This is a genomic window from Terriglobia bacterium (genome assembly GCA_020072815.1).
GTDB lineage: Bacteria > Acidobacteriota > Terriglobia > Terriglobales > Acidobacteriaceae > Angelobacter.
Window position 1 is genome coordinate 344206 of sequence record JAIQGE010000005.1, and the last position, 22637, is coordinate 366842.

Consider the following 22637-nt stretch of genomic DNA (forward strand, 5'->3'; position numbering starts at 1 on the left):
ACGAACCAACGACAAAAGATAAGTGCAAACCATGTTTGATGACTTTCTCAAAAAATCGGCAGAGCTAGCCGTCCAGGGCGAATCGTTTGCCGTGGCGACGGTGGTCCGTTGCGAGGCGCCGACGTCCGGCAAGCCCGGCGACAAGGCCATCATCCACGCCGACGGAAAACTCTGGGGCTGGATTGGCGGAGGCTGCGCGCAGCCGGTGGTGGTGAAAGAAGCGCTGAAGTCGCTCAGCGACGGACGGCCGCGGCTGGTGCGCATCAGCCCTTCCAGCGACGGGTCAGAAGAAGGCGTGGTGGATTACACCATGACCTGCCACAGCGGAGGCGTGTTGGACATTTACATTGAACCGGTCCTGCCCAAACCACACGTGGTGATTCTGGGACGCTCGCCCATCGCGCAGACCCTGGCGCGGCTCAGCCGGACGATTGGCTATGCCGTTTCCGTGGTTGCCGAAGAGCTGTCCGCGGAGAGCTTCGCCGACGCGGAACTCATCGCCAACAAAGATTTCGACTTGAGCGGAATCAGAGTTACACCACAAACCTACGTTGTGGTCTCAACCCAGGGCGAGGACGACGAAGGCGCATTGGAGCAAGCCGTGCGAAGCAACTTCGCGTACGTGGCCTTTGTGGCGAGCAGAACAAAGTCGCAAAAGTTATTCGATTACCTGCGCGGAAAAGGCATTGCGGAAGACCGTCTGAAGCGAGTCCGAGTTCCGGCGGGCCTCAATATCGGCGCGAGCACGCCGGAAGAGATTGCTGTGAGCATCCTGGCGGAGCTGATCCAGCAGCGCGCGCAGAAAACCAAGGCCGATGCTAACCTCAATGCCAAAGGCAGTGCCGGACCAACGGGCATGCAGTTGCCGGTGCTCAACTCCCAGGCGCGGGACCCGATCTGCGGCATGTCGGTGGACACCAGCAAAGCCAAGTACAAAAGGGAATATCAAGGAAAATGGTTTTACTTCTGCTGCGGGGGTTGTGAGCAGAAGTTTGCAGCCAATCCGCAAGAGTTTGCGAATCAGCAATAAATCAGCGATTAGGTCGGCGCGCCAATCTTCAGGAAGTTCTTAGAAAAAGCAGTCCCGCTCAACAGACGCCTTTGATGCACACTAAGTAAATACTATTAGAAATAACTAATAAACTAAGCTGCTCCATTAGCCGTGTCTAATCCTTCCCGTTTTGGAACTTCCTAATTACTGAAGTTATGCATGTCGTAGTGCGATAGTCAATTTTTGCGAGCAATAGCTGCTCTTCATGGGGTACTGTAGGTAGAACTGAGGAAGTGCAAAGCAAGATGAAGAGCAGTCACCCAGAACTGTCCGCAGCGTTGACCGATCTAACCGCTGAGCTTCGCCGGATTGATGCGAGTTTGAAGTCCGAGCAGGCGCCTGATGATGGCGTTCTGCGAGAGTTCCGCCGCGTGCTGGACGATGTCCGCTTGACCGCATGGACCGTGAACGAACTCATGACCGTCCGGAAGAGCGGTAAAGACCCGCAGCCCATGCTCTCATTCCTGGCCAGCGAGCGGCTTCGCCGCCTGGCGCGGATGATGAAAGACGTTTCGGCGGACATGGACCATGGCCTCTTCACCTGGGACACCAGCGGCATACAGAATCTGGCCGATTCCGTTAATCTTGTGCAGGCTGGGCTGTCCATTCTCATCCTCCGTCACCGGGAACGTTTTCAAAAGGTGGGCGAAGGCGGACGGTAGTCGCCACAAGTGCCACAGCCGAACCTGAGGTAATTCCCACCGTCAAGCGGCTCTCGGGGACCGGATCGGCAAGTCCCGCCGATTTCTAAAATATAAACCTATATTTATCAACAATATAGAGGACTTCTGCCGATCATGGGACATTCCGGCAAGGCCGACTTTACATAATATAACTAAATGATTAGTTACTATTTTTGAGTTTCCTGCGTCTAACCACGTTAGAGAAAAGGGAAAGCTGAGGAAACAAGGCCTTGCCGCCCAGAAAGTCAAACACTCTTACGGAAGCCGAACTGCGCTTGATGGAGGTGCTGTGGCAGAAAGATTCGGCCACCGTGCACCAGTTGCTGGAAGCGCTGCCGGCGCAGCCCGCGCTGGCGTACAACTCTGTGCTCACCACCATTCGGATCCTGGAAAAAAAAGGCTACGTGCAGCACGTGAAGGACGGCCGCGCGCACATTTATCGTGCCGTGGTTGGCAGAAAAGAGGCCACACGCTTTGCCGTGCGCAACCTGGTGAACCGCTTCTTCAAGGACTCGCATGAGCTCCTGGTCCTGAACCTGCTGGAGAACAAGAGTCTGGATGAGGATGAGTTGCGTCGCCTGAGCCAGTTGCTGCACGAGGGAGGCCAGCAGCCGTGATCGCGATCGCCTATCTGGCCTGGTTTGCCAGCATAACGTTTTCTGGACCAATGTTTGCCAGCACAACTCTCTCCAGCGCGACGTTGTCCAGTGAAACCCTGGCCACAGCAACGTTTCAACGCCTGTTGTTTTGCCTGGTGGAAGGCTTGGCGCTGGCTATCCTGATCACAGGAGTTCTTCGCCTGGCTCCAGGGAAAGATTCGCGCACGCGGTTCCGGGTTTGGTTTTCCACGCTGCTGGCAACGGCCGCTCTGCCTCTGCTGACCGCGGGATGGAAGCCGGTGGCCGCCATCGCCGACGCCACGCAGCCTGTGTTCAGCGTTCCCGTCTCGGTGGTTGAGTACGTTTGCCTTGCGTGGCTCACGGTCGCGACGCTGGGCCTGCTGCGCGTTGCCGCCGGGCTTGGGCAGCTTCGCAAACTGCGGCGCCAATGCCAGCCGATCGGCGCACAGCAGCTCGGCCTTGAGCTGACCAGCCGCGTCGAAGAATTCCGCAAGTTGCGTCGGCTTTCCATTGTTGTTTGTCAGGATGTTCATGTGCCTGCGGCCGTCGGCTTCTTCCATCCGGCGATCGTGCTTCCCGCATGGCTTGCCGCGGAAGGCCCGTCTGGCGAATTGAAGCACGTTGTCCTGCACGAACTTGAGCATCTGCGCCGCTACGATGATTGGACCAACCTGGCGCAACAGATCGTCAAGGCAATTCTGTTCTTCCATCCCGCGGTGTGGTGGATGGAGCGCGCGCTCGCCCTGGACCGCGAGATGGCTTGCGATGACGCCGTGCTGGCGCAAACTTCCAGCCCGCGGGCATACGCCCTGTGCCTGGCGCGCGTGGCGGAAAAGAGCTTCCTGCAACGGCAACTCGCTCTGGCCCAGGCCGCGGTAAGCCGGGTGCGGCAGCTTTCGCAGCGCGTGGCCAGGATTCTGGATGCGAATCGTCCCGCCGCCGCTCCCTTGTGGAAGCCGGCGATTCCAGTGGTCACTGCGCTGGCATTGCTCTGCGCTCTCGGACTCTCATGGACTCCAGGTTTGATTGCCGTGAACAGCGGCGGGTCATCGTCAGCGACGACGGCCGCGGCGAAGCCGATACACAACGCAGCCAATGACGCAGACAAGTTACCAGCTCTCGGCGCTCGCGTTGCTCCGGTGAGCCTGACGCAATCGGCGGATGATTCGGCGGCAACGCCGTCAGCGGCGCATTTTCGTCGCGACGCTTTTTCCGCCAAGGCGGCTGCGGTGAAAGCCGTGCATCGTTCGTTGCGAAACTCGTCATTGCGCAACCCATCGTTGCGAAACCCATCATTGCGAAGCCCATCGTCGCAACCAGAGAAACCTGTGCTGCGCTCAGCGTTAGCCCCAGAGTCAGCGATTCCACGAAAGTCCGCGCCACAGTCAATAACGATGCAAGAGCAAGAGCAAGATCGCGCTACGACGTTTGCGGCGGAAAACAGATTTGCAGCAGCGCCAGGACTTCCGCAGCTTCCGGCATTGCCTGAAGTCCAAGGCGACTACGTGCTGGTCGTGGCCACCGAACAAACCATTACGCGAACTCCGGCGGGCGTGCAGGTGAACTTTGTCGAAGTGCGAATGCTGGTGCCGAGAAGTCAAATTCCAAAACCGTTTCCCAAAAAGACCTAGCTGACCCTTGCCGCTGGCCGGCTTAAATGCCGGTAGTCGCGAAGAAGCTGGGTCTAACAAATTTAGAACTAATAAATTAGTTACATCCCGAGGTGAATTCGATGAACAGATCGCTCAAATCCCCCAACCCCGTTCTAACTGGCAAAAGGCTGGTAGTCCTCGCGACGCTGGCTCTGGCTCTATGCCTGGGCGGCTACGCGGCGCTCAAACCCGCGGCAGCAAGTGCGTCCAGCGTCGCACATCCTCTTGCAACTTCAGCGGCAGCGCCGCTTGATGACAACAGCGTCAGCGCCATTACCGCGCTGGACCACGCGATGGAAACGCTGGCGGCGCACGTAACGCCCGCCGTGGTCAACGTGACGGTCACGTCGCGCAATCGCGGCGGACAAAACATCTTCAACGGTCCGGGTCAAGGCCAGGGCCAGGGCCGCGGACAAGGCCAAGGCCAGGGCGACGACGATGACGACGGCACCGGCGCCATTCAGCGTTTCTTCGGCCCGTTCGGCTTCGGCCAGCGTGTACGTCCCTCGCCGCAAATCGAACACGGCCTGGGCAGCGGCGTAGTGATCTCGCCTGACGGCTACATCGTCACCAACCATCACGTGATTGATGGCGCGGTGGACATCCGCGTCACCACCACCGACCGCCGCGTGCTCCCCGCCAAGCTGATCGGCTATGACAAGCTGACCGACTTGGCGGTGATCAAGGTTGACGCCGCAAATCTCGCCAGCCTGCCTTGGGGCGATTCCACCACGCTCAAGCCCGGACAGACGGTTCTGGCGTTCGGCAACCCGTTTGGTTTCCGCTTCACCGTAACGCGCGGTATTGTGAGCGCGCTGAACCGCGCCAACCCTTATTCGGACGATCCACGCAAACCCGGCGAGTTCATACAGACCGACGCGGCCATCAATCCCGGCAACTCCGGCGGACCGCTGGTGAACGCGCGCGGTGAAATCGTGGGCATCAACACGTTCCTCATCTCGGCTTCCGGAACTTTTTCGGGCATGGGCTTTGCCATTCCCACGCAGATCGCGCATTCCACCGTGGACACGCTCATCAAGTACGGCAAGGTGGAGCACGCGCGCATCGGCGTGGTGATCAATGACGTGACTCCGGAAAATGCCGGGTTCTTCAAGCTGACCACCGCCAGCGGCGCGCTGGTAAGCCAGGTGGAACCGGACGCGCCCGGAGCCAAAGCCGGCCTGAAAGTGGGCGACGTGATCACCCAGGTGGACGGCAAGAAGGTGGAAACCTCCGGGCAGTTGCAGGCGTTCATCAGCCAGCAGCGTCCCGGCGCCAAGGTCACGCTGGAAATCTCGCGCGATGGCCATGGTATGACCGTTCCGGTCACGCTGGCGGCGCTCGATTCACGCGCGGCCAACAACGACGCCGGCGGCAAGTCCAGCGAAGCCCGCGGCACGGACAAAGCCCGCTGGGGCGTGGGCTTCAGCGACCTCACGCAAGACCTGCGCGAGCAGCTCCAGTTGCCCAAGACGGTGGAAGGCGCGGTGGTGACCCAGGTCCAGCCGGGCAGCCCGGCGGACAACGCCGGCATCAGCCGCGGCGACGTGATCCTGGAAGTCAACCGCAAGCCAGTCAAGGACTCGGCCGACGCCCAGCGTGAACTGCGCTCGGTGGCCAGCGGCAAGGACGCGCTTGTACTCGTTTGGTCGAACGGCGGCTCGAGCTTCCGCGTGCTGCACGCGGCGGAGGCAGGACAGGGGGACGGAGAGTAACGGCTTCGCCAAGGGCGTACTCGGCGACGAGTGCGCCCCTCCCCTCCCTCGGCATCCCAAGATCCAAAGGACTTACGCAACGCATCCCAAGGGTCCCGGACTCGCGCGGTGAACCCCTCGGGTGAGACAGTTTTGGAGTCTGAGGTTTTCCGATCACGGCGATCACGTGCGATGTCGGCGATCGCGGCGATTGGCATCCCCCACCCCTCCCTATTCGTCCCAATGGTCCCAATAAACAAAGGACTTAGCCGGCGTCGATCCCAATCAGATCCCAATCAATTCGGCAGAGCGGTTGCGGCTGTTTTTGCCTTGGCTAGTTGCTAGCTGCCAGTTGCTAATTGCTGTGTTTTCAATGATCTACGCTGTTTCACACCCTGAGGCGCAGCTTATGATAGCGCATTTCTTTAAGCGAATAAAGAACGAATAAGGACAGGTACTTCTAGCCGGATAAAAATCCTGTCGCGACTCAGTACTAAAACCATGTTAAGATCCGGTACGTTACCTTAGTACATGTCTATGACCAAGTCAACCAACGATACCAGCCGCACATATTCGGCCAGCGACATGGCAGGTAGGCGTTGTTTTCCATCGGGTTAGGCTCCGCGATATTTTTCACTTGGTTCCAGTAGGACTGAAGAGTGGGAGGAAGCAGTGAATTCCAGTGATATCTCTACACAAATCTCAATTCTGAATCGTAATCAAGCTAGCGTGCATACACAGACCCATATTGGACGACAGGTATATGGCAAAGTTGCGAAGTTGAGCTTATTTGTGGTTGCGCCCCTAGTTCTTTTCGCGATTTCTGTACCGTGCGCTTTTGCCATTCAAAACTCAAGTGTGGAATCTGAGAACGGTCCTGTTATTTCTTGGATACCTGCTTCGTCATTGCAGACCGTTAGCCCGGGAGAAACTGGCAACCTCGTGGTGCATTTCGTATCCACCAAAAACTTAGGACGAGTTGTTGTTCAGACTTCTCCCGAACTGACTGGCTTGGTTCAACCTCAACCTGCGCGGTTGGAAAATGTCCGTAAAGGCGAAATCGTCGAAATCGTTCTCCATTTAGCACCGGCGGCCAATGCGACACTGGGCAACGATGTCGGAACTCTTAGCTTGATCAAGCAGGACGATGGCGTATCGCACAAAGCTCTATTGCAACCATTCCCATTGTCGGTGAGGATCTGGAAGCGCTTTTCTACGTCCGTTGGACTGTCATTTCAGTATCCGCCAGAGTATGGGGCTGTTCCCGACGTCAAGCAGACTGCGGACGACACGCGAGTTAACCTTTTCGGTCTAGCAGACGAGTTTCCTCTCGAGGGAATTACGATCTCCCGCAGAACCGATCTGCTGGTTAATCTGATCGACAGGCTAAAGCAGCAGCTCACATTACTAGGTCGCTCATCGCAAACAGTCCAAGGAATCGACTGGACGATCCTGACGCTTCGAGATGAGCCGACACGTGTTGAACTCTACGAGGCTGTGACTGAGCGGGGCGGCGTTGTGCTTTCCTTCAGCGCCCGAAACACTGCTCAAAATACGGCTGCCATCCAGTTGCTTATGGGTACGACAAGTTTCTGAATGTTCCTGCAGAGGTATTGACAATGAAAAGGTCCGCCAGCTTCACTCAGCCATCGCTCAGAGGCGTAGCATTCGTGGTTCTTCTAAGTGTGTGCTTCTGCGGGGCGTGTGTCGCGCAAGATGGCTTCCTGACATTCCCATCAACAATTGTGTTGCACCCGGTGCAGGGGTGGTACTACAACGATGGCCTGAAATATCACGGAGGAATTGACATTTTAGAAGAGCCTGGCAGCAATGTTCTCGCTGCTGCAGGAGGGTTGGCTATTTCATCTTGTCAGTTCCCATTGGTTGCAGATCCACAAAATCCAGATCATCTGTCCTTTGGGCAATTCGTGTTAATTGACCATCAAAACGGCTACAGCACCCTGTACGCCCATCTTGCTTCGGTTGCGCTACCAATAGACTCTCAATTGCCGTGCGATGGCCAGTCGCAACACCAAATCCTTTCTAGCAGTTCGTCAATCGTTTATAAAGGCGTAACGTTCAACTGGAAGCCAGTGAATCGCGGCGATGTTATCGGTACGGTGGGGAACACTGGAACATTCGTACCTCATATACACTTTGAAGTTGCAATTGATCCGAACGGTAGTTACCTTACTCACGCAGCTGGAAGCGGCCTCACAAACCGGATTGATCCATTTGGAATTTTCAACAGTGCAGAGTTTTACCCTCCTCCCGAGGTAAGCTGCAACAACGTACCGACGCAGGCAAAGTACCTTTGGACATCTTGCCCGCCCGCAGCTCCAATAATCGGGAGTCCAATACTTGGAACCGATTTACCAACTACACTCGCGAATGGCGCTGAGATTTCGGTCGCTCCATTCGATTTTCTCGCTCAAAGATTCACCGTTACCACGCCGATCCAAGTAAAGGCAATCAGCCTCCAAATGTCAGGATTTGGGACGGACAAGTTCACTGTTTGGCTTACTAATTCCGTTGGTTCGGCGGCCAACGCATTTAACGTGCTATTCCAAGCGGACCTTACCTTTCCCTCAACCGGAGGCGGGATAAATGGCAAAACGGTGACGGCTGCAACAAACCTGACTCTTCCTCCAGGTGTATATTTCATTGTGCTCAGTTCGAACCAGACTCAGGTCACTCAGGGCTGGCTGTCGGCCAATTCGGTTCTGCCAACTACCGTGGGCGAGGTTGCCCAGGACGGCGTGCTAGTAACAGCATTGCAGGGAGGATCCACTAATGTGGGATTTCCTCCCTCATCAACGTTTGTCCAATTCCCAGTCATTCCCTTCATGGCCTTTCAAATCATAGGCGAACAAATTCCCATACCTTTGGCGTCTGCAACGACTGCACCTCCGTCGAGCGTAGCCTTGAATGAGATCTTTCACGATTCTGACAACGATTCGAATCCGTCAAAGTTCCGCTCACTTCCGTACTGATGATTGTTGCAAGCTCGGGGCGGTTGGCCCAGGCTTCTTGCTCCTAGTCTTCCTTCGCAACATTCCCGGGTGGCCGATCCTTCGCGGGTTTGGTTTTTGCGAAGCGGGGTTGAATGATGCCTCCCTTTGTCTTGATTCACGCGCTCCGCTTCGCTGCGCGCGGGCCTTCGGCAAAAGGGAAGAATTGGTTTTTGCAATCGCCTGGCCGCATGAGAATCCTCTGGCGCCAACTGCTAATGGCTAATCGCTAACGGCTACTTGTCCAACGTCGCCATGGCCATCTCTGGATAGCGCTGTCCTGCGGCCACGCCTTTGGGAGCGGCGGCATTGATGCGGGCCAGGTCGTCGGGCGTCAGGTGGATGTTGATGGCTTCAAGGTTCTGCTCCAGGTATTTGCGGCGCTTGGTTCCGGGGATGGGGACCACGTCGTCACCCTGGGCGAGCACCCAGGCCAGAGCCAGTTGCGCGGCGCTGGCTTTCTTCTCCTTGGCGATTTCCTCGATCTTTGCCACCAGGTCAAGGTTCTTCTGGAAGTTTTCTCCCTGGAAGCGAGGAGCGTGGCGGCGGAAGTCGTCGGTGGCCAGGTCGTCAACGCGCTTGAATTGTCCGGTGAGGAAGCCGCGCCCCAGCGGGCTGTAAGGAACAAAGCCGATGCCGAGTTCGCGCACGGTGGGCAGGATTTCGTCCTCAGGATGGCGCTCCCACAGCGAGTACTCGGTCTGCAGCGCGGAGATGGGATGCACCTTGTGCGCGCGGCGAATGGTTTTGGGCGACGCCTCAGAGAGCCCCAGGTAACGCACCTTGCCTTCACGCACCAGGTCAGCCATGGCGCCCACCGTATCTTCGATGGGAACCTTGAAGTCCACGCGATGCTGGTAGTAAAGGTCAATCACGTCGGTGCCCAGGCGCTTCAGGCTGGCCTCGCACGCCGCCTTCACGTATTCCGGACGGCCGTTTACGCCCAGGAACTCGCCGTTGGGTCCGCGCATGTTGCCGAACTTGGTGGCCAGAATGAATTCCTTGCGACGGCCTTTGAGCGCGCGTCCGATCAGCTCTTCATTCTTGCCCGAGCCGTACATGTCCGCCGTGTCAAGAAACGTGCAGCCGAGTTCGATGGCGCGATGCAGGGTGGCGATGGATTCCTGTTCGTCGCGTCCGCTATAGAACTCTGACATGCCCATGCAGCCGAGTCCGATTGCGGAAACTATGAGTCCTTGTGTGCCGAGTTTTCTTTGAGGAAGCGCGTTTGGAGGAGGCATGTTATCAGGCATGACGGATTTGATGTTACTACGCGCGGTGGCGACGCATGACGATTTGGTAAATGTGTAATTTGCTAATTTGGTAAACGTTAATTCGGCTTCGCCGCTGTCAACGATTGCAGCCACGTGATCACCGCCGTCTGCAAGGCAATTCGATGGTCAGAGAATCCGTGGTCCGTGGCCATGTGTTCTTCGGTGACCTGCATGTTGCCGGTTTTGCGCAGCGCCGCAGCCATCGCCTGGTTCTGCTCGATATTGCGATCGTCGGCTTCAAGGATCAGCACGGGACGGTCTTTCAGCGCGGGCGCGTCGTCCAGGTAATTCAGCTTGGCCGCGTTCTGCAGGATCTCGGCAATCAGGCTTTCCGGCGTGGTGCCGGCCAGCCGCGGCGAGTCATCCTTGAAAGCGTCAGGGCGGTTCTTAGGATCAGGCAGCTTGGTGGCGCCGATGTTCCACGCCGCGATCATCACCACGCCCATGATCTGCGGATCGCGAGCGGCGGCGCGGCTCACCATGAAGCCGCCCATGCTGTGCCCGATGAGCACGATTCGCTTGGGCGCGACGCGATACTTGGCGGCGTTGGCCGGATCGCGAAGAAACTGAATGGCCGCTTGCACGTCTTCAATGGAGTTGGCGAAGGAGAACGTTCCCTGGCTGCCCCATGATCCGCGATAGTGTGGCACCAGCACGTTCCATCCGGCGCGGCGGATGGAGTAAGCCAGGTCCATGTTCTTTTCGTTGCCGGGGAAGCCGTGCATCATCACCACCGTGGGATGCGGTCCCGCACCCGACGCGATATACATCACCGCGTGCATCATTACGCCGTGGCTGGGGATGTCCGGCGCTTCCATGGTGGGCGGATTGGCTTTGTCCGGCGCCGGGTCAGAGATCACCGCTGCGGGCGGCTGTTGCGCGTGAGCGTAAGGCGACGCCACCAGAAACATGCAGCACAAACAGATGAAACATGAAAGGCTTTTTGCGGACATGATGCGCATGGTGAACTTACCCTATCGCTTTGAGATGCTCGTCAATCTCCACCTGGTGTCCAGCGACGAGACGGTTGTTCTGGTTGGCCAGTCCGACGACGGCCAGCATCTCGTTGAACATGGCCTCGGTCATGCCTTTCTTGCGGGCGGCGGCGGTGTGCGCGGCGATGCAGTAGTCGCACTGGTTGCTGACGCTCACCGCCACGTAGATCATCTCCTTCACCAGCGCGTCCAGCGTACCGGCGGACATGATCTCCTTGGTGTCTTCCCAGGTCCGCTTCAGGCGCACCGGATCATGCGCCAGCGCCTTCCAGAAATTGGTGACTTTATCAATCTTGCGCGTGGCCATAATGTCGTCATACACGGCGCGGACTTGCGGACTGGCGTTTTCGTATTCGATGAAACCAAATGTTGACATGAATGAATGCTCCTTATCATCGAGTGGCTGCAAATGGCGAAGACCTCATTTGGAGCGAGGAATTGCCAGAATTGCCAAGATTGCCAAAATTGACGATTGAAAACAGCAGCGCTGCCCCGCAGTTTTCCAGGTGCGGAAGTTGTCTGACGTTCTGGCAGTGCCGGCCATGTCGGCAATCGCCAATAACCCATCGCAATCATCACTTTTGGCAATCCTGGCAATTCTGGCAATCCCAATCACGGTACCAGCAAGATCTTGCCCGTCGTCTTGCGCCCCTCAAGATCGCGATGCGCCTGCGCCGCGTCCTCAAGCTTGTACGTGCGCTGGATGTGCAGCTTGACCTTGCCTTCGGCGATCCAGCCCAGCACGGCGCCGGCGCGCTGCTCCAGTTCTTCTCGGGTGGCGATGTAATGCGCCAGGCTGGGCCGCGCCAGCACCAGCGACCCTTTCTGCATCAGCTTGATGGGGTCAACCGGCGGTACCGGACCGCTGGCTCCGCCGAACAGCACCATGTATCCGCGCGGACGCAGCACGTTCAACCCGCCGTCAAACGTGGTCTTGCCCACGCCGTCATACACCACGTGGACGCCCTTGCCGCCGGTCAGACGTTTGGTCTCGGCTTCAAAGTCCTGGTCCACATAGTTGATGACCTCGTCGGCGCCCGCGGCTTTGGCCAGCTTGACCTTCTCCGCCGAGCCCGCGGTGCCAATCACGTGCGCGCCAATGTTCTTGGCCATCTGCACCATGAGTTGGCCCAGGCCTCCGGCGGCAGCGTGGATCAGCGCCGTCTCGCCCTTCTTGAGCGGGTACGTGCTGTAGAGAAGATACTCGGCGGTCATGCCTTGAAGCATGGCGGCGGCAGCTTGCTGGTCGGTGATTTTGTCAGGCACGCGGATGAGCCGGTCCGCGGGGACGGCGGCGTATTCGGCGTACGCTCCCATGGCGCCGGTGTAGGCGACGCGGTCGCCCACTTTCAGCGACTTCACGTCACTGCCGATTTCGGTCACCGTGCCGGCGGCTTCCTGGCCGTCAACAAAAGGCAGCGGAGAAGGGTAGCGGCCTTCGCGAAAATAGACGTCAATAAAGTTCACGCCCGCCGCCGCGATCTTCACGATGGCTTCATTCGGCTTGGGCTTGGGAACGGGCAGATCAACCAGCGTGAGTACTTCCGGACCACCGTGCTTTTGTACCTGGATCGCTCTCATTGTTTTTGTCGCTCCGCTCCAACCCGCCGTCGGGTTGCGTTTATGGCTGAGATTTGTCAGCGCTTGATGCAGCGGGCCCGGCGCGCAAGCCGGCTTCGCCCTGAATCTTTTCTCCTGTCGCTGCGCTCACCTTCTTCACGTTCGCGGCCAGTTTCTTGTTCAATCGGCGTTCATCAGCGCCAATCTGCGGCAAAGATCAGAACGTGAAACTTTCTTCTTCCGCCACCATCACTACCGGCGGGCCGCCAGAAGAAATCTTTGCGGCATGGCCAATCGTCTCTTTGCCTCCCGCGGACGCGGCGCACGCCTGCAGGGCTTCCATGGAAGGGAAATGGACCTCGGCGATTCGATAGAAGGGCGCGGGCCCCGCGGGCGAGCCGATCACCTTGGTGGCCACGAACTTGGTCTTGCCCGCCAGTTTGGCCACGGCCATGGGCACGTGCTCGGTTTGATACAGCTTTTCAAAAGCGGCAACATCCTTGGGTTGGGGATACATCACGATCAACTTGACGCCAGCCATGAGAGCTCCTTGTTTAGTTTGTCCTGCGCAGGAAATTCTAATTGCATGGCGGGAGTTTTGTCTTGGGGCGACTGACCGGCTGCCGTGGCATTTGGGTTCTTTTTTCGCCGTTGAAATTCGGCTACACTGCTGTTGAACGCTGTATCCAACATGCCGCAAATTCCTGATCTGATTCACTGGGCCATTCCCGGCTTCATCATCCTTTTGGTGGCGGAAGCCGTGGTGGACGCCCGCATGCGCCGCGACCTCTACCAGATCAAGGACGCCGCCGCCAGCCTGACCATGGGACTGGGCAACGTGATCATCGGCCTGTTTGCCAAGGGCATGGTGCTGGCCGTCTTCACCGCCGTCCACAAGTTTGCGATTTTCAAGATCGGCTACCAATGGTGGGCCTGGGTGCTACTCTTCTTTGCCGAAGATTTCAGCTACTACTGGTTCCACCGCGTCAGCCACGAGTGCCGATTCTTCTGGGCGTCGCACGTGGTGCACCACTCGTCACAGCGATACAACCTGGGCACGGCGCTGCGCCAGACATGGACCGGCACTCTCATGTCCTGGGTTTTCTGGCTGTGGCTGCCGCTGGTCGGCTTCCCGCCTCTGATGATCTTGACCATGCAGGCCGTGAGCCTGCTTTACCAGTTCTGGATCCACACGGAACTGGTCCGCCACATGGGGCCGCTGGAAGCGGTGATGAACACGCCGTCGCACCACCGCGTGCATCACGGAGCGAACGACCAGTATCTTGACCGCAACCACGCCGGCATCCTCATCATCTGGGACCGCATGTTCGGTACGTTTGTGCCGGAAGGCGAACAGCCGATTTATGGGTTGACCAAGAACATCAATACCTACAATCCCTTCCGCATCGCTTTCCAGGAGTGGGCAGACATGTGGCGTGACGTGCTGCACGCGCCCACGTGGCGGCTGAAAATGCGTTATGTATTGGGAAAGCCGGGATGGAAGGCGGAACAGGATCCTGTGTCGAACGCCGAACTCGCTTCATAGAAAGCTGTGTACCATGACCAAGGCCTTATCTCTGGCCCTTCTACTGTGCGTAATCGTTTCCTCCGCCAGCGCTGTGTGCATGAGTCCTCAACCCCGCCTGGTTTGCGCGGAGTATTTCAAGGAACAAGTCGTGGTTGTCGCTCGACTGGTCCGTACGCGCTATGTTGATCCCAAGAAAGATGACGAGATGGACTACCACCTCTACACCATGCAGACCGAACGCGTCCTGCGCGGGAAAATCAATCCGAGGTTTCGCATTTACGAAGAGAACAGCAGCGGGCGCGCCGCCTTCCAATGGAAAGAAGGCGAGACATACCTCTTGTTTCTGTCTTATATCAAGCGGGAGGGTTGGGAACTCGATGGCTGCGGAAACTCCGGTCCCATGAGCCAATCTGCAGAAGTTCTGAAGCAAATCGACAAGATCAATGCTACCGGGAATGGCTATGGCGGCATCATTGCAGGCGTGGTCTGGTTCGACGCAGGAATCACGGTGATCGCCCAGGGCACGGCGGGAAAGTTCACCACAAAATCAGACGAGAAAGGCGCGTTCAGTATTCACGTTCCCGCAGGAGTCTATTCGGTCAGGGCAGTGGAGCGCGGAGCTCGCTTTGTCGCCGACGACTTGAGCTACGAATTTCCCAGTCGCGTTCGTGTTGTGAACGGGAGCTGCGTCCAGATCCGTTTCAATCGCATGGACGCTGAAGAGCCGAAGCATCCCTCTGAGCGATTGCCCGGCAGATGACGGGCGCTTCCGCGGTGAAATCAATCTTTGCTCTTCTTCTTCGGCTTGATCATTTCCCACATTTCCGGCGTCATGAGATCAGCGAGGTGGCTGAACTCCGCTGCGCCCTGGAGTTGTTCGCCGCCGTCCATCACCACCTGATGGCCGTTGATGTAGCCCGAATGGTCGCTCACCATGAACGCCGCCAGGTCAGCCAGTTCGTCATGCGTGCCAAAGCGTCCCAGCGGGTTGCGTTTCTTGGCCAGGTCTTCGAGTGACTTGATGGGCATCAGGCGGGAGAACGCGCCTTCCGTGGGCACCGGCCCGGGCGCGATGGCGTTGAAACGTATGCCGCGCTTGCCCCACTCCACCGCCAGGCTGCGCGTCATGTTCAGCACGCCGGCCTTGGCGATCGCCGAAGGCACAACGTACGGCGACCCGCCTTCCGCATAAGTCGTGGTGATGTTGAGCACGCTGGCGTGGTGTCCGGCTTTGAGCCAGCGCTTGCCGCAAGCCATGGTGCAATGGAGCGTCCCCATGAGGACGATCCCGATCACCGCCTCAAACGCTCCCAGGGAGAGATCTTCCGTGCGCGAAATAAAGTTGCCGGCGGCGTTGTTGACCAGCACGTCCAGCGGGCCATCTTGAAAGGACTGTTCGATCATGGCTTCCACGCGCGCGTTGTCGCGGACGTCGCAGGCGAACGTCTCGACTTTGCCGCCCGTCGCCGACGCCAGCTCCTTCGCGGTTTCCTTCAGCACGTCTTCGCGGCGCCCGCAGATGTACAGGCGCGCTCCCAGTTCCAGAAAGCGTTTGCCCATGCTCTTGCCCAGACCGGTAGCGCCCCCGGTCACCAGGATCTTCTTGCCTGCCAGCAAATTGGTTTGGAACACGTGAGGTCTCCTCGGAAAGAGGAAATTGTAAATGAAAGGAGCGCGGCAGCGACCCGACATGAGTTTTGGGGCTGCAGCCGCTCCGTTGCAGTAAAACAGGATTTACGTTGCAGTGCGCTCTAAAATACAGGATTTAAAGTGCAGTGCCAGCTTCGCCCCTGGTTCGCCCATATGTACCCTCCTCGGCGGCCAGCGCCCTGCCAGCGCAGTGGTCGGCGGCATCCTTTATATGTTCCACGACAAAGGCCTTGATCTCCTCCGGTGTGTGCCAGTGAATCCGGTCTATTTCGGCGACGTGTAGGTCCGCGGGGTCTTTCCCGCCGCAGCACTGGTAGCGCACGCGGATGATCTCATCAGCAGCGTGCTCAACAGCCACCAGCCTGCAGACGTGCGTGCCGCTGGCAGAATCCATTATGACAATTCCCAGACCAAGCTGTGACCGTAACTGGGCCTCCGCTGCGACCTTCGCCTCGTGCTTTGATTCCACATTGGCCGCGTGGACGGCACGCAGCCGCGCAACCTCCGCCCGATCAAGCAGCCACGGGAAACCGATGGAGAGCGTCGAATCTGTGCGCGGATCGTCACAGCAGCGATAGGTATAGACAAACCGCGCTGGCTTCGCGCCAGGCCGAGATGCAGTGGCGGAGTGCCGCTGGAATAGGACCATCTTTGCCGAATGCACCGCAGCCTCCTTACTTGTTCAGAATATTGTGCGCCCACACGCCATTCGTCATATAGACATGGTGCTCTTTGAGCTTCACTTTGAATACGCGCGCGCGCGCTTCGCGCGGCGTTCTTGCCGTCAGCGATGCAACGCCGCCACACACCCAAACGCGTACGCCGCGCACATCGTGGTGATGCTGCTGCTCGTAGCCCACCAGGTGGAGTCCGCTCGGCATGTAGATATCACCCACCGCTTCCCAAAGTCCCCAAACTTTTATCGTGTGCCGCCCCGCGCACGGCAGCTTGTTTCCATAACGCGCGAGTGCCTCGCACGGCTCGAATTCCAAGTCGAAGAGCGGCTCGTCTTCGATGATCTCGATGCTCTCAACTTTAGACGATCCCCACGGAGTTCGCCAACGGATGTTGCTCTCGGTGAGCCATACGTCATAGCAATCTTCAATCGCCAGGTCCTGGCCGTCGGCGAGCCTAATCATGACTCCATCAGGAACGCAGTTGCCGCTCCCGCCGCCGCTTCCTGAACCGCCGCCGCCAGCCAGCGGAGTGATTTTTCCGCAATAGAGGCGCGCCCAGAAGGCCGTCATGTCCTGCACGTTGGTAGAGAGGTGAACGCTTCCGCCGGCGCCGCCGAGCATGGCCGGATCGTCAATGTATCCGTACTGGACCACACTGAAGCCGCTGGCCGTGGCCGATCCCGAATTCTCGCTGATGTCGCCATCCCCCAGGCGCCAGGTGCTGGCGGCGAAGTTGATAGTGAGCGTGGTGCCGGACTGCGACATGATGGGCGACGTGGTCGGCGTTGCCCCGGTGATTTTGCCGGTGAGGATGGGTGAGACTCCGGTGCGTGCCGGCGGGACAATGAGCGGCAGCGTGGCGAACGTGTTATCGCTGAAGGCCGCGGCATTGTAGGCCAGCAGCTCCAGTTCAATGACCGCAGCGTCACTGGGAACGCCGCTGCTGCCTTGATTGCCGCCGCTGTTTGCATCCGGCGGAGGAATGATGTATGTCGCTTTCAATAGCTCGTAGTCGCCCTGGTGCTCTTCAGAGATCGTCGCGTCCACGGTGATGATGTCACCGGGAATCTGCGCCGCAAGCGCGCGCGTGCCCGCATCCACCGCGTCCAGGAACGCGGTGATCTTGCATTTCCACGGCGCTATATAAGGAGTGGTGTCCTGGCCCAGCGCGCGGTTCTTTAGGACTTTCAGAATACGCAGCACGCGTTCGGTGAGGTTTGCGCACAGGTCAATGGTCACGGGCACCACGCGGAACTGCGGCGCCAGGCTTAAGCCGCGCTGGCCGATGGCCTGCTGATGGGCTTCATGGTCAACCTGTTCGGCGCGCTGCGCGAAGCGGCTTTCCGCCGTGCCGATGTAGCCGTTGCCGCTGGTCACGCCGGTCGAACTGGCATAGACCTGGACGTCGTCAAACCACCCGCTCACGGCGCTGCCGTTGTTGGTTGAAAGCTGGCACCTCACCCGGACCACGCCGTTCGCCGCGCAGGTAAAGTAGCACTGCAACAGAGTAAACGGCCGGGCCGTGTTGTCGGCGGGCAGGCCGACAATCGGCAGCGTTGGGTTGCCCGCATCATAGGCCCCAAACTTGGTCAAGATCGTAAAGCTGGTGATGCCACTCACTATGGCGATGTTTAGAAACGCGCCCTGGACCGCATTCACCGCAAAGGCGTCGGTCTTGATCCAGCACGAAAGGACATAGATTTGTCCCGCCACCAGGTTCACGTTTTGCCCGTTGAATGATGTGACCGCAGCCGGGTTGGTGATCTTCATCGACTTTGAACCCTGTTCAACAAAGTCGTTCGCTGTGATCAGTCCGTTCCCGGCGTCCAACGTCCAGCTTGTCTCCTGATTCCCAACAGTGCCGGCTTCGCCATCGCCGTTCGTCAGTAGGTTTGTGCCAAACGGTGGCAGCTGCGCGTAAGTCAGGTGCGTGGTATCTGGCACACTGGCCACGGGGAAGACGCCGTCAAAGCCGGTGTCGTGCGTGCTGCCGTCCAGCGGCGCGCAGACCTGCACGTTGTCATTCACGATCAGGCCATGTGGCTGCGTAGTCTTGACCGTCACCACTCCGACTCCGGAGCGCGAGAGTCCGCTGTTGCCGGGCGTGTCAATGGTGGCGATGCTGGAGGCGTTCAGATCGCGATAGTTGGCGATCACCCGGTTCTTGGCGCCGTGGATGTCAACTTTGTCGAAGCTGGCGGTGCCTGCGACGACGTGGTCTGACGTCAGAAGGAATGTAGAGGACCGGGCTTTGTCCGCGCGGATATATATCTTCCCGCGCTTCTCCGTCACGTAGAGCTGCGACACCAGACAGAGTTGAGTGAGTGCGTCTTGCAGGCTCACTTGCTGGGCGAAGGCCACGCTCGATTCAAACCGCTTGTTGCCGTTGGAGAGAACGCCATCGCACACGGAAGCGGCGTCCACCAGCGAAGGGAAATCAATGCGCGCCTTCTGCGCCGCGCTGAGATCGCCAGCGGCCGCTGAGCTGGGCAGCCAATCGGCGTTGAGCATGGACCGGAGGATCGCATCCAGGCACTGCCACGCGCCGTTGGTTGAAAACTGGTAGCCGGTCTGGTTTCCGCTGCTGTCAAAGATGCGGACCTTCACTCCGCGATAGTGGCCCAGCACGTCCACCGTGGGCGACGGCGCGCCTGGATCAGGAGGAATGTTCAGCATCAAATACGCGATGCGCGAATACGCCAGCGGCTGGTAATTCGATCCCAGCAGAGACCAGAAGTTATCCACCTTCTGGTCGCCGCCGTTCGATTCAATCGCCAGGCCGTGGCCCAGAATGCCTTCCTGCCCCGGATGGAAGTGCACCAGGTTGGTGTCCAGATGATTGGCCAGCTTGCTGTTGATGAACAGGCGGTCAATGCCGTCCCACTCGCCATCGCCCAACAGCCGGATGATGACGTGGTTCTTGTTGGTGAGCTGGAAGTTGAGTATCTCGTTTCCGCGCACGTCGTGATACCCATAAGCCAGCGGGTAGCTGATGCCCAGCTGGGCGTTGGCGAATTGCGAAAGTGAGACCTGTTGAATGGGCATGAGGTTTATCCGCGCAGCGGGTTGTGCTCGCGCCCGCCGGCGACGGGATCGGGCTGCTGAATCGGGCCGCCGCCTCCGCCCTGGCCAACGGGCGGAACGGTCAGATTGTTGGCCGTGGTAGTCAGCACGGCGCGGAAGCGCTCCTGCGCGGCGTGGTTCGCGTCCTGGCAGGTGGCGAACAGCTTGTTGCAGACAGACGCCGATCCGGTCGATCCGCACAGCCCGCTCTTATAGCGAAGGATGCAGAGCGTGGAAACGATGTCCGCTGCCAGGTCATACTGCGCCGGATCGAAGAGCTGCAGCAGCCGGTTGCTGGCTTCGTCTTCCTTGGGGTTGGCCTCGCTCATGGAGCAGTGGAACTCATCCAGGACGGCGTCCAACAGCGGCAGCCACAGCCGCACAATGCATAGCGCGCCTTCGAACTCATGCGACTGCAGCGCCAGCGCCACGTCGCGATTGATGGTGTTGCCGGAAATGTTCTGCAGCACCAGGTCGCCGGCGTTGGTGGAAAAGTCCTTGGCGCAGGTGAACTTGAAACCGCCTTTGATCCATCCGTTGTAGAACTGGTTGGCGCCAGTGAGCGATGACAAGTAGGTGCCTTCCATGTCTGACCAGAAGAACTGCGTCCCGTCGAGCGTCTGGATGTCGGCTAGGATGACAGGCACAAAGTTGCCGCCGCCTTGCTTGGCGAGCCATGCTTCCGTTCCGGCAGGGAGGGTGACGGGCATTACCTCATCACCTCAATCGCGTCCGCCGTGACGATGAACGCGGAGCTGCTGGCGTTCTTGGTGTTCGTCGGCGCCAGCTTCACGCGGTGATCGCCGAGCACTACACTCTGAACGGTCATCAGCGCCGCCGACGCCTGCTTGGCCGCGTTGTAGAGGTCAATCGTTCCCTGGCTCACGCCATCGAGAAACACCTGCATGATCCCCTGGTCCGGGCCTTTGGGCGCCCACACGCGCAAGCCGTAACCAAAGTACTTCCACTCGGCCGCGTCGGTGGTCACCGTGCCGCCGTTGTTGTAGGCGAAGTTGCCGTGATAGTTGGCGTCGGCATTGGGAGCGGCGAGCAGCGCCGTCGCCGCCGTGGTCTGCGCATACGCCGTGGCGGCCGCTCCGGCTTCAAGTTGCGCGCCCCATGGAATGATGGACGACGCGGAATTCGTAATCTGGATGGTCACGCGGATCGCCGTCACACCGGTCCACGTCGCCGAATGCGTGAAGCTGAACGTCTGATAGCTCGACGTGGCCGTCAGCGCGCCGGACGTTTCCGCGTCCAGGCCGACGCCGCGGTCAATGGTGATGGTGAACGCCGTGTTCACGCCGGCTTTAACCCGCACGCTGAACGTGGCCTGGTAGCCGTTGCGCGCGTTGCGCTGGCTGGTCTGGGTCACGCCCTTGGCCGCGGTCGCGCCGGTGGCCACGGTGTCCGCGGTGTTGCCGCCCAGAGGATCGGTGGCGTTGTTCGCCGTAACCGTCACGTTGGTGCCTGGCACCCATGCCGCGTTGTCAAACTGCTCGGACCACAGAATGTAATTCTGGTCGCTGCGGTCCCACGTTCCTGTGAGCTTCACCAGGTCCTGTCCAAAGCCGTCGCGCTCTTCCATGAAGATGCTGTCCACGCCCCAATTGCTCGGATAGGCGAACTGCGCCATGCCGGGGACCACCACAAAGTTGGCAGCGATGTTGACGCGCTGATTGCCGGCGACTTCGTAGCTGGGCATGTCGGAGAATTGGCCGCTGTAGTAGCGGTTGTCGTCAATGTCGAAGTAAGAGAAGAAGTCGTTTTCGTACTGCCGCGCCCACTGCCGCAGCGTGTCATAGGTGGAGAACAGCCGGTTGTTCCATTGCAGTTGAATCACCTGGCCGCGCGAGGATAGTCTCCGCGCGAACGGACGGCCGCTGCGCGACTGCCAGCGCGCGAAGACTGATGCGTCCTGCACTTTGATCCCATAGTCAGGGTTGGTGACGCTGGTCGCCGCCGGGTTTAAGATGTTTTGCTCCGACATCAGTTGCCCTCTTTCCCGTGGCGGCGCAGCGCGTCCGAGATCATCTGCGCGCCTCCTGCTCTAGCCCAACCTTCAAAGCTCTTGGCGTCCGTCGCGTTGATATGCCAGTGGTGATGCACGCCGCCATCGCCGCTGCCGCCGGCGTTCATCGCCTCCAACGCGCCGCGGTTCCTGCGCGTGGCCGCGGGGTTCACCACAAACTCTTCCGGATGCAACACCGCGGCAAAACCGCCGCGGCCATAGCCGGTGAAGCCGCCGCTCGCGAATTCCGGAGCGCCAAAGGTGAGCGAGCTGCGATGATCGCGGTCCGCCTGGAAGCCTTTGATGTCCTTTTCGGCGGCGTCAATGGCCGGCCCGATCTTATTGTTCAGCACCGAGCTGCCTTCGCCCTTCAAGGCCTTCAACTGCTGCTCGGACTGCGTGCGCAGCGCTTCCAGTTGCGTTATGGCACTGGCCGAATCAACGCCAAAATTCTTGTAGTCGTTCTCAATCGCGGTGATCTGCGGCAGCATGGAATCGGCGAACGCGTTGGCTTGCTTGCGGCGTTTGCCCGCGCCAAAGATGCCGCCGAGGAGCCCGGCAACCGCGCCAATGATTCCGCCGACGACAGCGCCGATGGGTCCGCCTGCCAGTCCAATAAGCGCGCCTGCGCCAAAGCCAACGCCGCCACCGGCCAGCGCTCCGCCCAGCGGCCCGAACTTTGATCCAACGCCAAAGCCCAGCAATGCCGGGCCCAGCGCGGCGAACAGCGTGCCGCCGATCCCGCCCATCAGTCCAAGATGGCCCAGCAGCGCCGCAGCCGGCCCTGTGGGATTCATAGCGGCCATGATGGCCAGCGAGCTGATGATGCCGCCGGCTTGGCCTACGCCGCCTCCCATCTTGCCGCCAAACATTGAAAGGCCCATCGCGCCCAAGCCTAGCGCGGAATTTGCAGTGAGCAGCGGCGTGCCCGACGAACCCGCTTTGCTGAAAGAGAATCCGGAAGAGGATCCAGTGCCGGTGATGCTGCCCAGGCTTGCCGTGGTCAAAGCGGATGAAGCGGAGAAACCGCCGCCGGGAATGCCGGCCGCCGGCGCCATCGCTCCCAGGCCGCCGAACAATCCGCCGCCAGCATCGTTGGCTCCAGCTACATTCGCCGACCCGAGAGAGGAGCCGCCGCCAAACAATCCGATGAGCGAACCGATCCCGC

The 22637-nt window shown here is 59.2% G+C and carries 20 protein-coding genes; 9 read left to right on the plus strand and 11 right to left on the minus strand.

Annotated features, from left to right (window positions below):
• Positions 1 to 31 precede the first annotated feature (31 nt).
• The 7 genes from LAO20_08860 (at position 32) to LAO20_08890 (ending at position 8693) form a co-directional block, all read left to right on the plus strand.
• Positions 32 to 1030 (plus strand): XdhC family protein, encoded by a 999-nt coding sequence (locus tag LAO20_08860; GenBank protein MBZ5531530.1) that lies wholly within the window; start codon positions 32 to 34, stop codon positions 1028 to 1030.
• A 266-nt stretch (positions 1031 to 1296) separates the two neighbouring features.
• Positions 1297 to 1713, plus strand: a complete 417-nt coding sequence (locus LAO20_08865; protein MBZ5531531.1) for a hypothetical protein — start codon at positions 1297 to 1299, stop codon at positions 1711 to 1713.
• Positions 1714 to 1964: 251 nt separating this feature from the next.
• Positions 1965 to 2351: a BlaI/MecI/CopY family transcriptional regulator gene (locus LAO20_08870; GenBank protein MBZ5531532.1), complete on the plus strand. Its 387-nt coding sequence runs from the start codon at positions 1965 to 1967 to the stop codon at positions 2349 to 2351.
• Positions 2348 to 3985 (plus strand): hypothetical protein, encoded by a 1638-nt coding sequence (locus tag LAO20_08875; protein ID MBZ5531533.1) that lies wholly within the window; start codon positions 2348 to 2350, stop codon positions 3983 to 3985. The genes LAO20_08870 and LAO20_08875 overlap by 4 nt, the downstream gene beginning before the upstream one ends.
• Before the next feature lie 101 nt (positions 3986 to 4086).
• Positions 4087 to 5721, plus strand: coding sequence for a trypsin-like peptidase domain-containing protein (locus LAO20_08880; protein ID MBZ5531534.1), 1635 nt, complete (start codon positions 4087 to 4089; stop codon positions 5719 to 5721).
• A gap of 651 nt (positions 5722 to 6372) precedes the next feature.
• Positions 6373 to 7296: a hypothetical protein gene (locus LAO20_08885; GenBank protein MBZ5531535.1), complete on the plus strand. Its 924-nt coding sequence runs from the start codon at positions 6373 to 6375 to the stop codon at positions 7294 to 7296.
• A 23-nt stretch (positions 7297 to 7319) separates the two neighbouring features.
• Positions 7320 to 8693, plus strand: coding sequence for a M23 family metallopeptidase (locus tag LAO20_08890; GenBank protein ID MBZ5531536.1), 1374 nt, complete (start codon positions 7320 to 7322; stop codon positions 8691 to 8693).
• Positions 8694 to 8947: 254 nt separating this feature from the next.
• On the opposite strand, the gene LAO20_08895 is transcribed toward LAO20_08890, so the two are convergent.
• The 5 genes from LAO20_08895 to LAO20_08915 form a co-directional block, all read right to left on the minus strand.
• Entirely contained in the window at positions 8948 to 9952 is a 1005-nt protein-coding gene (locus LAO20_08895) for an aldo/keto reductase (protein ID MBZ5531537.1), read from the minus strand.
• Between the two features lie 89 nt (positions 9953 to 10041).
• Positions 10042 to 10896, minus strand: a complete 855-nt coding sequence (locus LAO20_08900) for an alpha/beta fold hydrolase (GenBank protein MBZ5531538.1) — start codon at positions 10894 to 10896, stop codon at positions 10042 to 10044.
• Positions 10897 to 10954: 58 nt separating this feature from the next.
• The gene (locus LAO20_08905; protein ID MBZ5531539.1) at positions 10955 to 11356 is read right to left on the minus strand and encodes a carboxymuconolactone decarboxylase family protein; all 402 of its coding nucleotides are present in this window, start codon (positions 11354 to 11356) and stop codon (positions 10955 to 10957) included.
• Between the two features lie 236 nt (positions 11357 to 11592).
• Positions 11593 to 12561, minus strand: a complete 969-nt coding sequence (locus LAO20_08910) for a quinone oxidoreductase (protein MBZ5531540.1) — start codon at positions 12559 to 12561, stop codon at positions 11593 to 11595.
• A gap of 196 nt (positions 12562 to 12757) precedes the next feature.
• On the minus strand, positions 12758 to 13081 hold the full coding sequence (locus tag LAO20_08915; GenBank protein MBZ5531541.1) for an EthD family reductase: 324 nt from the start codon (positions 13079 to 13081) through the stop codon (positions 12758 to 12760).
• A 159-nt stretch (positions 13082 to 13240) separates the two neighbouring features.
• Between LAO20_08915 and LAO20_08920 the strand changes: the two genes are divergently transcribed.
• On the plus strand, positions 13241 to 14086 hold the full coding sequence (locus LAO20_08920) for a sterol desaturase family protein (protein ID MBZ5531542.1): 846 nt from the start codon (positions 13241 to 13243) through the stop codon (positions 14084 to 14086).
• Positions 14087 to 14099: 13 nt separating this feature from the next.
• The gene (locus LAO20_08925) at positions 14100 to 14828 is read left to right on the plus strand and encodes a carboxypeptidase-like regulatory domain-containing protein (protein ID MBZ5531543.1); all 729 of its coding nucleotides are present in this window, start codon (positions 14100 to 14102) and stop codon (positions 14826 to 14828) included.
• A gap of 20 nt (positions 14829 to 14848) precedes the next feature.
• Here LAO20_08925 and LAO20_08930 read toward each other — a convergent pair whose 3' ends face one another.
• The 6 genes from LAO20_08930 to LAO20_08955 all read right to left on the minus strand — a co-directional run.
• On the minus strand, positions 14849 to 15700 hold the full coding sequence (locus LAO20_08930) for an SDR family oxidoreductase (GenBank protein ID MBZ5531544.1): 852 nt from the start codon (positions 15698 to 15700) through the stop codon (positions 14849 to 14851).
• Positions 15701 to 15833: 133 nt separating this feature from the next.
• Positions 15834 to 16112 (minus strand): hypothetical protein, encoded by a 279-nt coding sequence (locus tag LAO20_08935; GenBank protein MBZ5531545.1) that lies wholly within the window; start codon positions 16110 to 16112, stop codon positions 15834 to 15836.
• A 280-nt stretch (positions 16113 to 16392) separates the two neighbouring features.
• A complete protein-coding gene (locus tag LAO20_08940) occupies positions 16393 to 19440 on the minus strand; it encodes a hypothetical protein (GenBank protein MBZ5531546.1) in 3048 nt (1015 codons plus the stop codon).
• Positions 19441 to 19445: 5 nt separating this feature from the next.
• Positions 19446 to 20168: a hypothetical protein gene (locus tag LAO20_08945; protein ID MBZ5531547.1), complete on the minus strand. Its 723-nt coding sequence runs from the start codon at positions 20166 to 20168 to the stop codon at positions 19446 to 19448.
• Complete coding sequence (locus tag LAO20_08950; protein ID MBZ5531548.1) at positions 20168 to 21448, minus strand: hypothetical protein; 1281 nt, start codon at positions 21446 to 21448, stop codon at positions 20168 to 20170. Before LAO20_08950 ends, LAO20_08945 begins: the two co-directional genes overlap by 1 nt.
• Positions 21448 to 22637 (minus strand): hypothetical protein (locus tag LAO20_08955; GenBank protein ID MBZ5531549.1); only part of this gene is annotated, 1190 nt, incomplete at its 5' end. The genes LAO20_08955 and LAO20_08950, both read right to left, overlap by 1 nt.

What these genes read in the sequence shown, in the direction of transcription:
- LAO20_08910 (MBZ5531540.1), bottom strand. Translation starts at nt 12,561, where the DNA reads ATGAGAGCGATCCAGGTACAAAAGCACGGTGGTCCGGAAGTACTCACG.
- LAO20_08950 (MBZ5531548.1), bottom strand. Translation starts at nt 21,448, where the DNA reads ATGTCGGAGCAAAACATCTTAAACCCGGCGGCGACCAGCGTCACCAAC.
- LAO20_08905 (MBZ5531539.1), bottom strand. Translation starts at nt 11,356, where the DNA reads ATGTCAACATTTGGTTTCATCGAATACGAAAACGCCAGTCCGCAAGTC.
- LAO20_08895 (MBZ5531537.1), bottom strand. Translation starts at nt 9,952, where the DNA reads ATGCCTCCTCCAAACGCGCTTCCTCAAAGAAAACTCGGCACACAAGGA.
- LAO20_08865 (MBZ5531531.1), top strand. Translation starts at nt 1,297, where the DNA reads ATGAAGAGCAGTCACCCAGAACTGTCCGCAGCGTTGACCGATCTAACC.
- LAO20_08935 (MBZ5531545.1), bottom strand. Translation starts at nt 16,112, where the DNA reads ATGGATTCTGCCAGCGGCACGCACGTCTGCAGGCTGGTGGCTGTTGAG.
- LAO20_08945 (MBZ5531547.1), bottom strand. Translation starts at nt 20,168, where the DNA reads ATGCCCGTCACCCTCCCTGCCGGAACGGAAGCATGGCTCGCCAAGCAA.
- LAO20_08915 (MBZ5531541.1), bottom strand. Translation starts at nt 13,081, where the DNA reads ATGGCTGGCGTCAAGTTGATCGTGATGTATCCCCAACCCAAGGATGTT.
- LAO20_08940 (MBZ5531546.1), bottom strand. Translation starts at nt 19,440, where the DNA reads ATGCCCATTCAACAGGTCTCACTTTCGCAATTCGCCAACGCCCAGCTG.
- LAO20_08900 (MBZ5531538.1), bottom strand. Translation starts at nt 10,896, where the DNA reads ATGTTTCTGGTGGCGTCGCCTTACGCTCACGCGCAACAGCCGCCCGCA.
- LAO20_08860 (MBZ5531530.1), top strand. Translation starts at nt 32, where the DNA reads ATGTTTGATGACTTTCTCAAAAAATCGGCAGAGCTAGCCGTCCAGGGC.
- LAO20_08890 (MBZ5531536.1), top strand. Translation starts at nt 7,320, where the DNA reads ATGAAAAGGTCCGCCAGCTTCACTCAGCCATCGCTCAGAGGCGTAGCA.
- LAO20_08925 (MBZ5531543.1), top strand. Translation starts at nt 14,100, where the DNA reads ATGACCAAGGCCTTATCTCTGGCCCTTCTACTGTGCGTAATCGTTTCC.
- LAO20_08880 (MBZ5531534.1), top strand. Translation starts at nt 4,087, where the DNA reads ATGAACAGATCGCTCAAATCCCCCAACCCCGTTCTAACTGGCAAAAGG.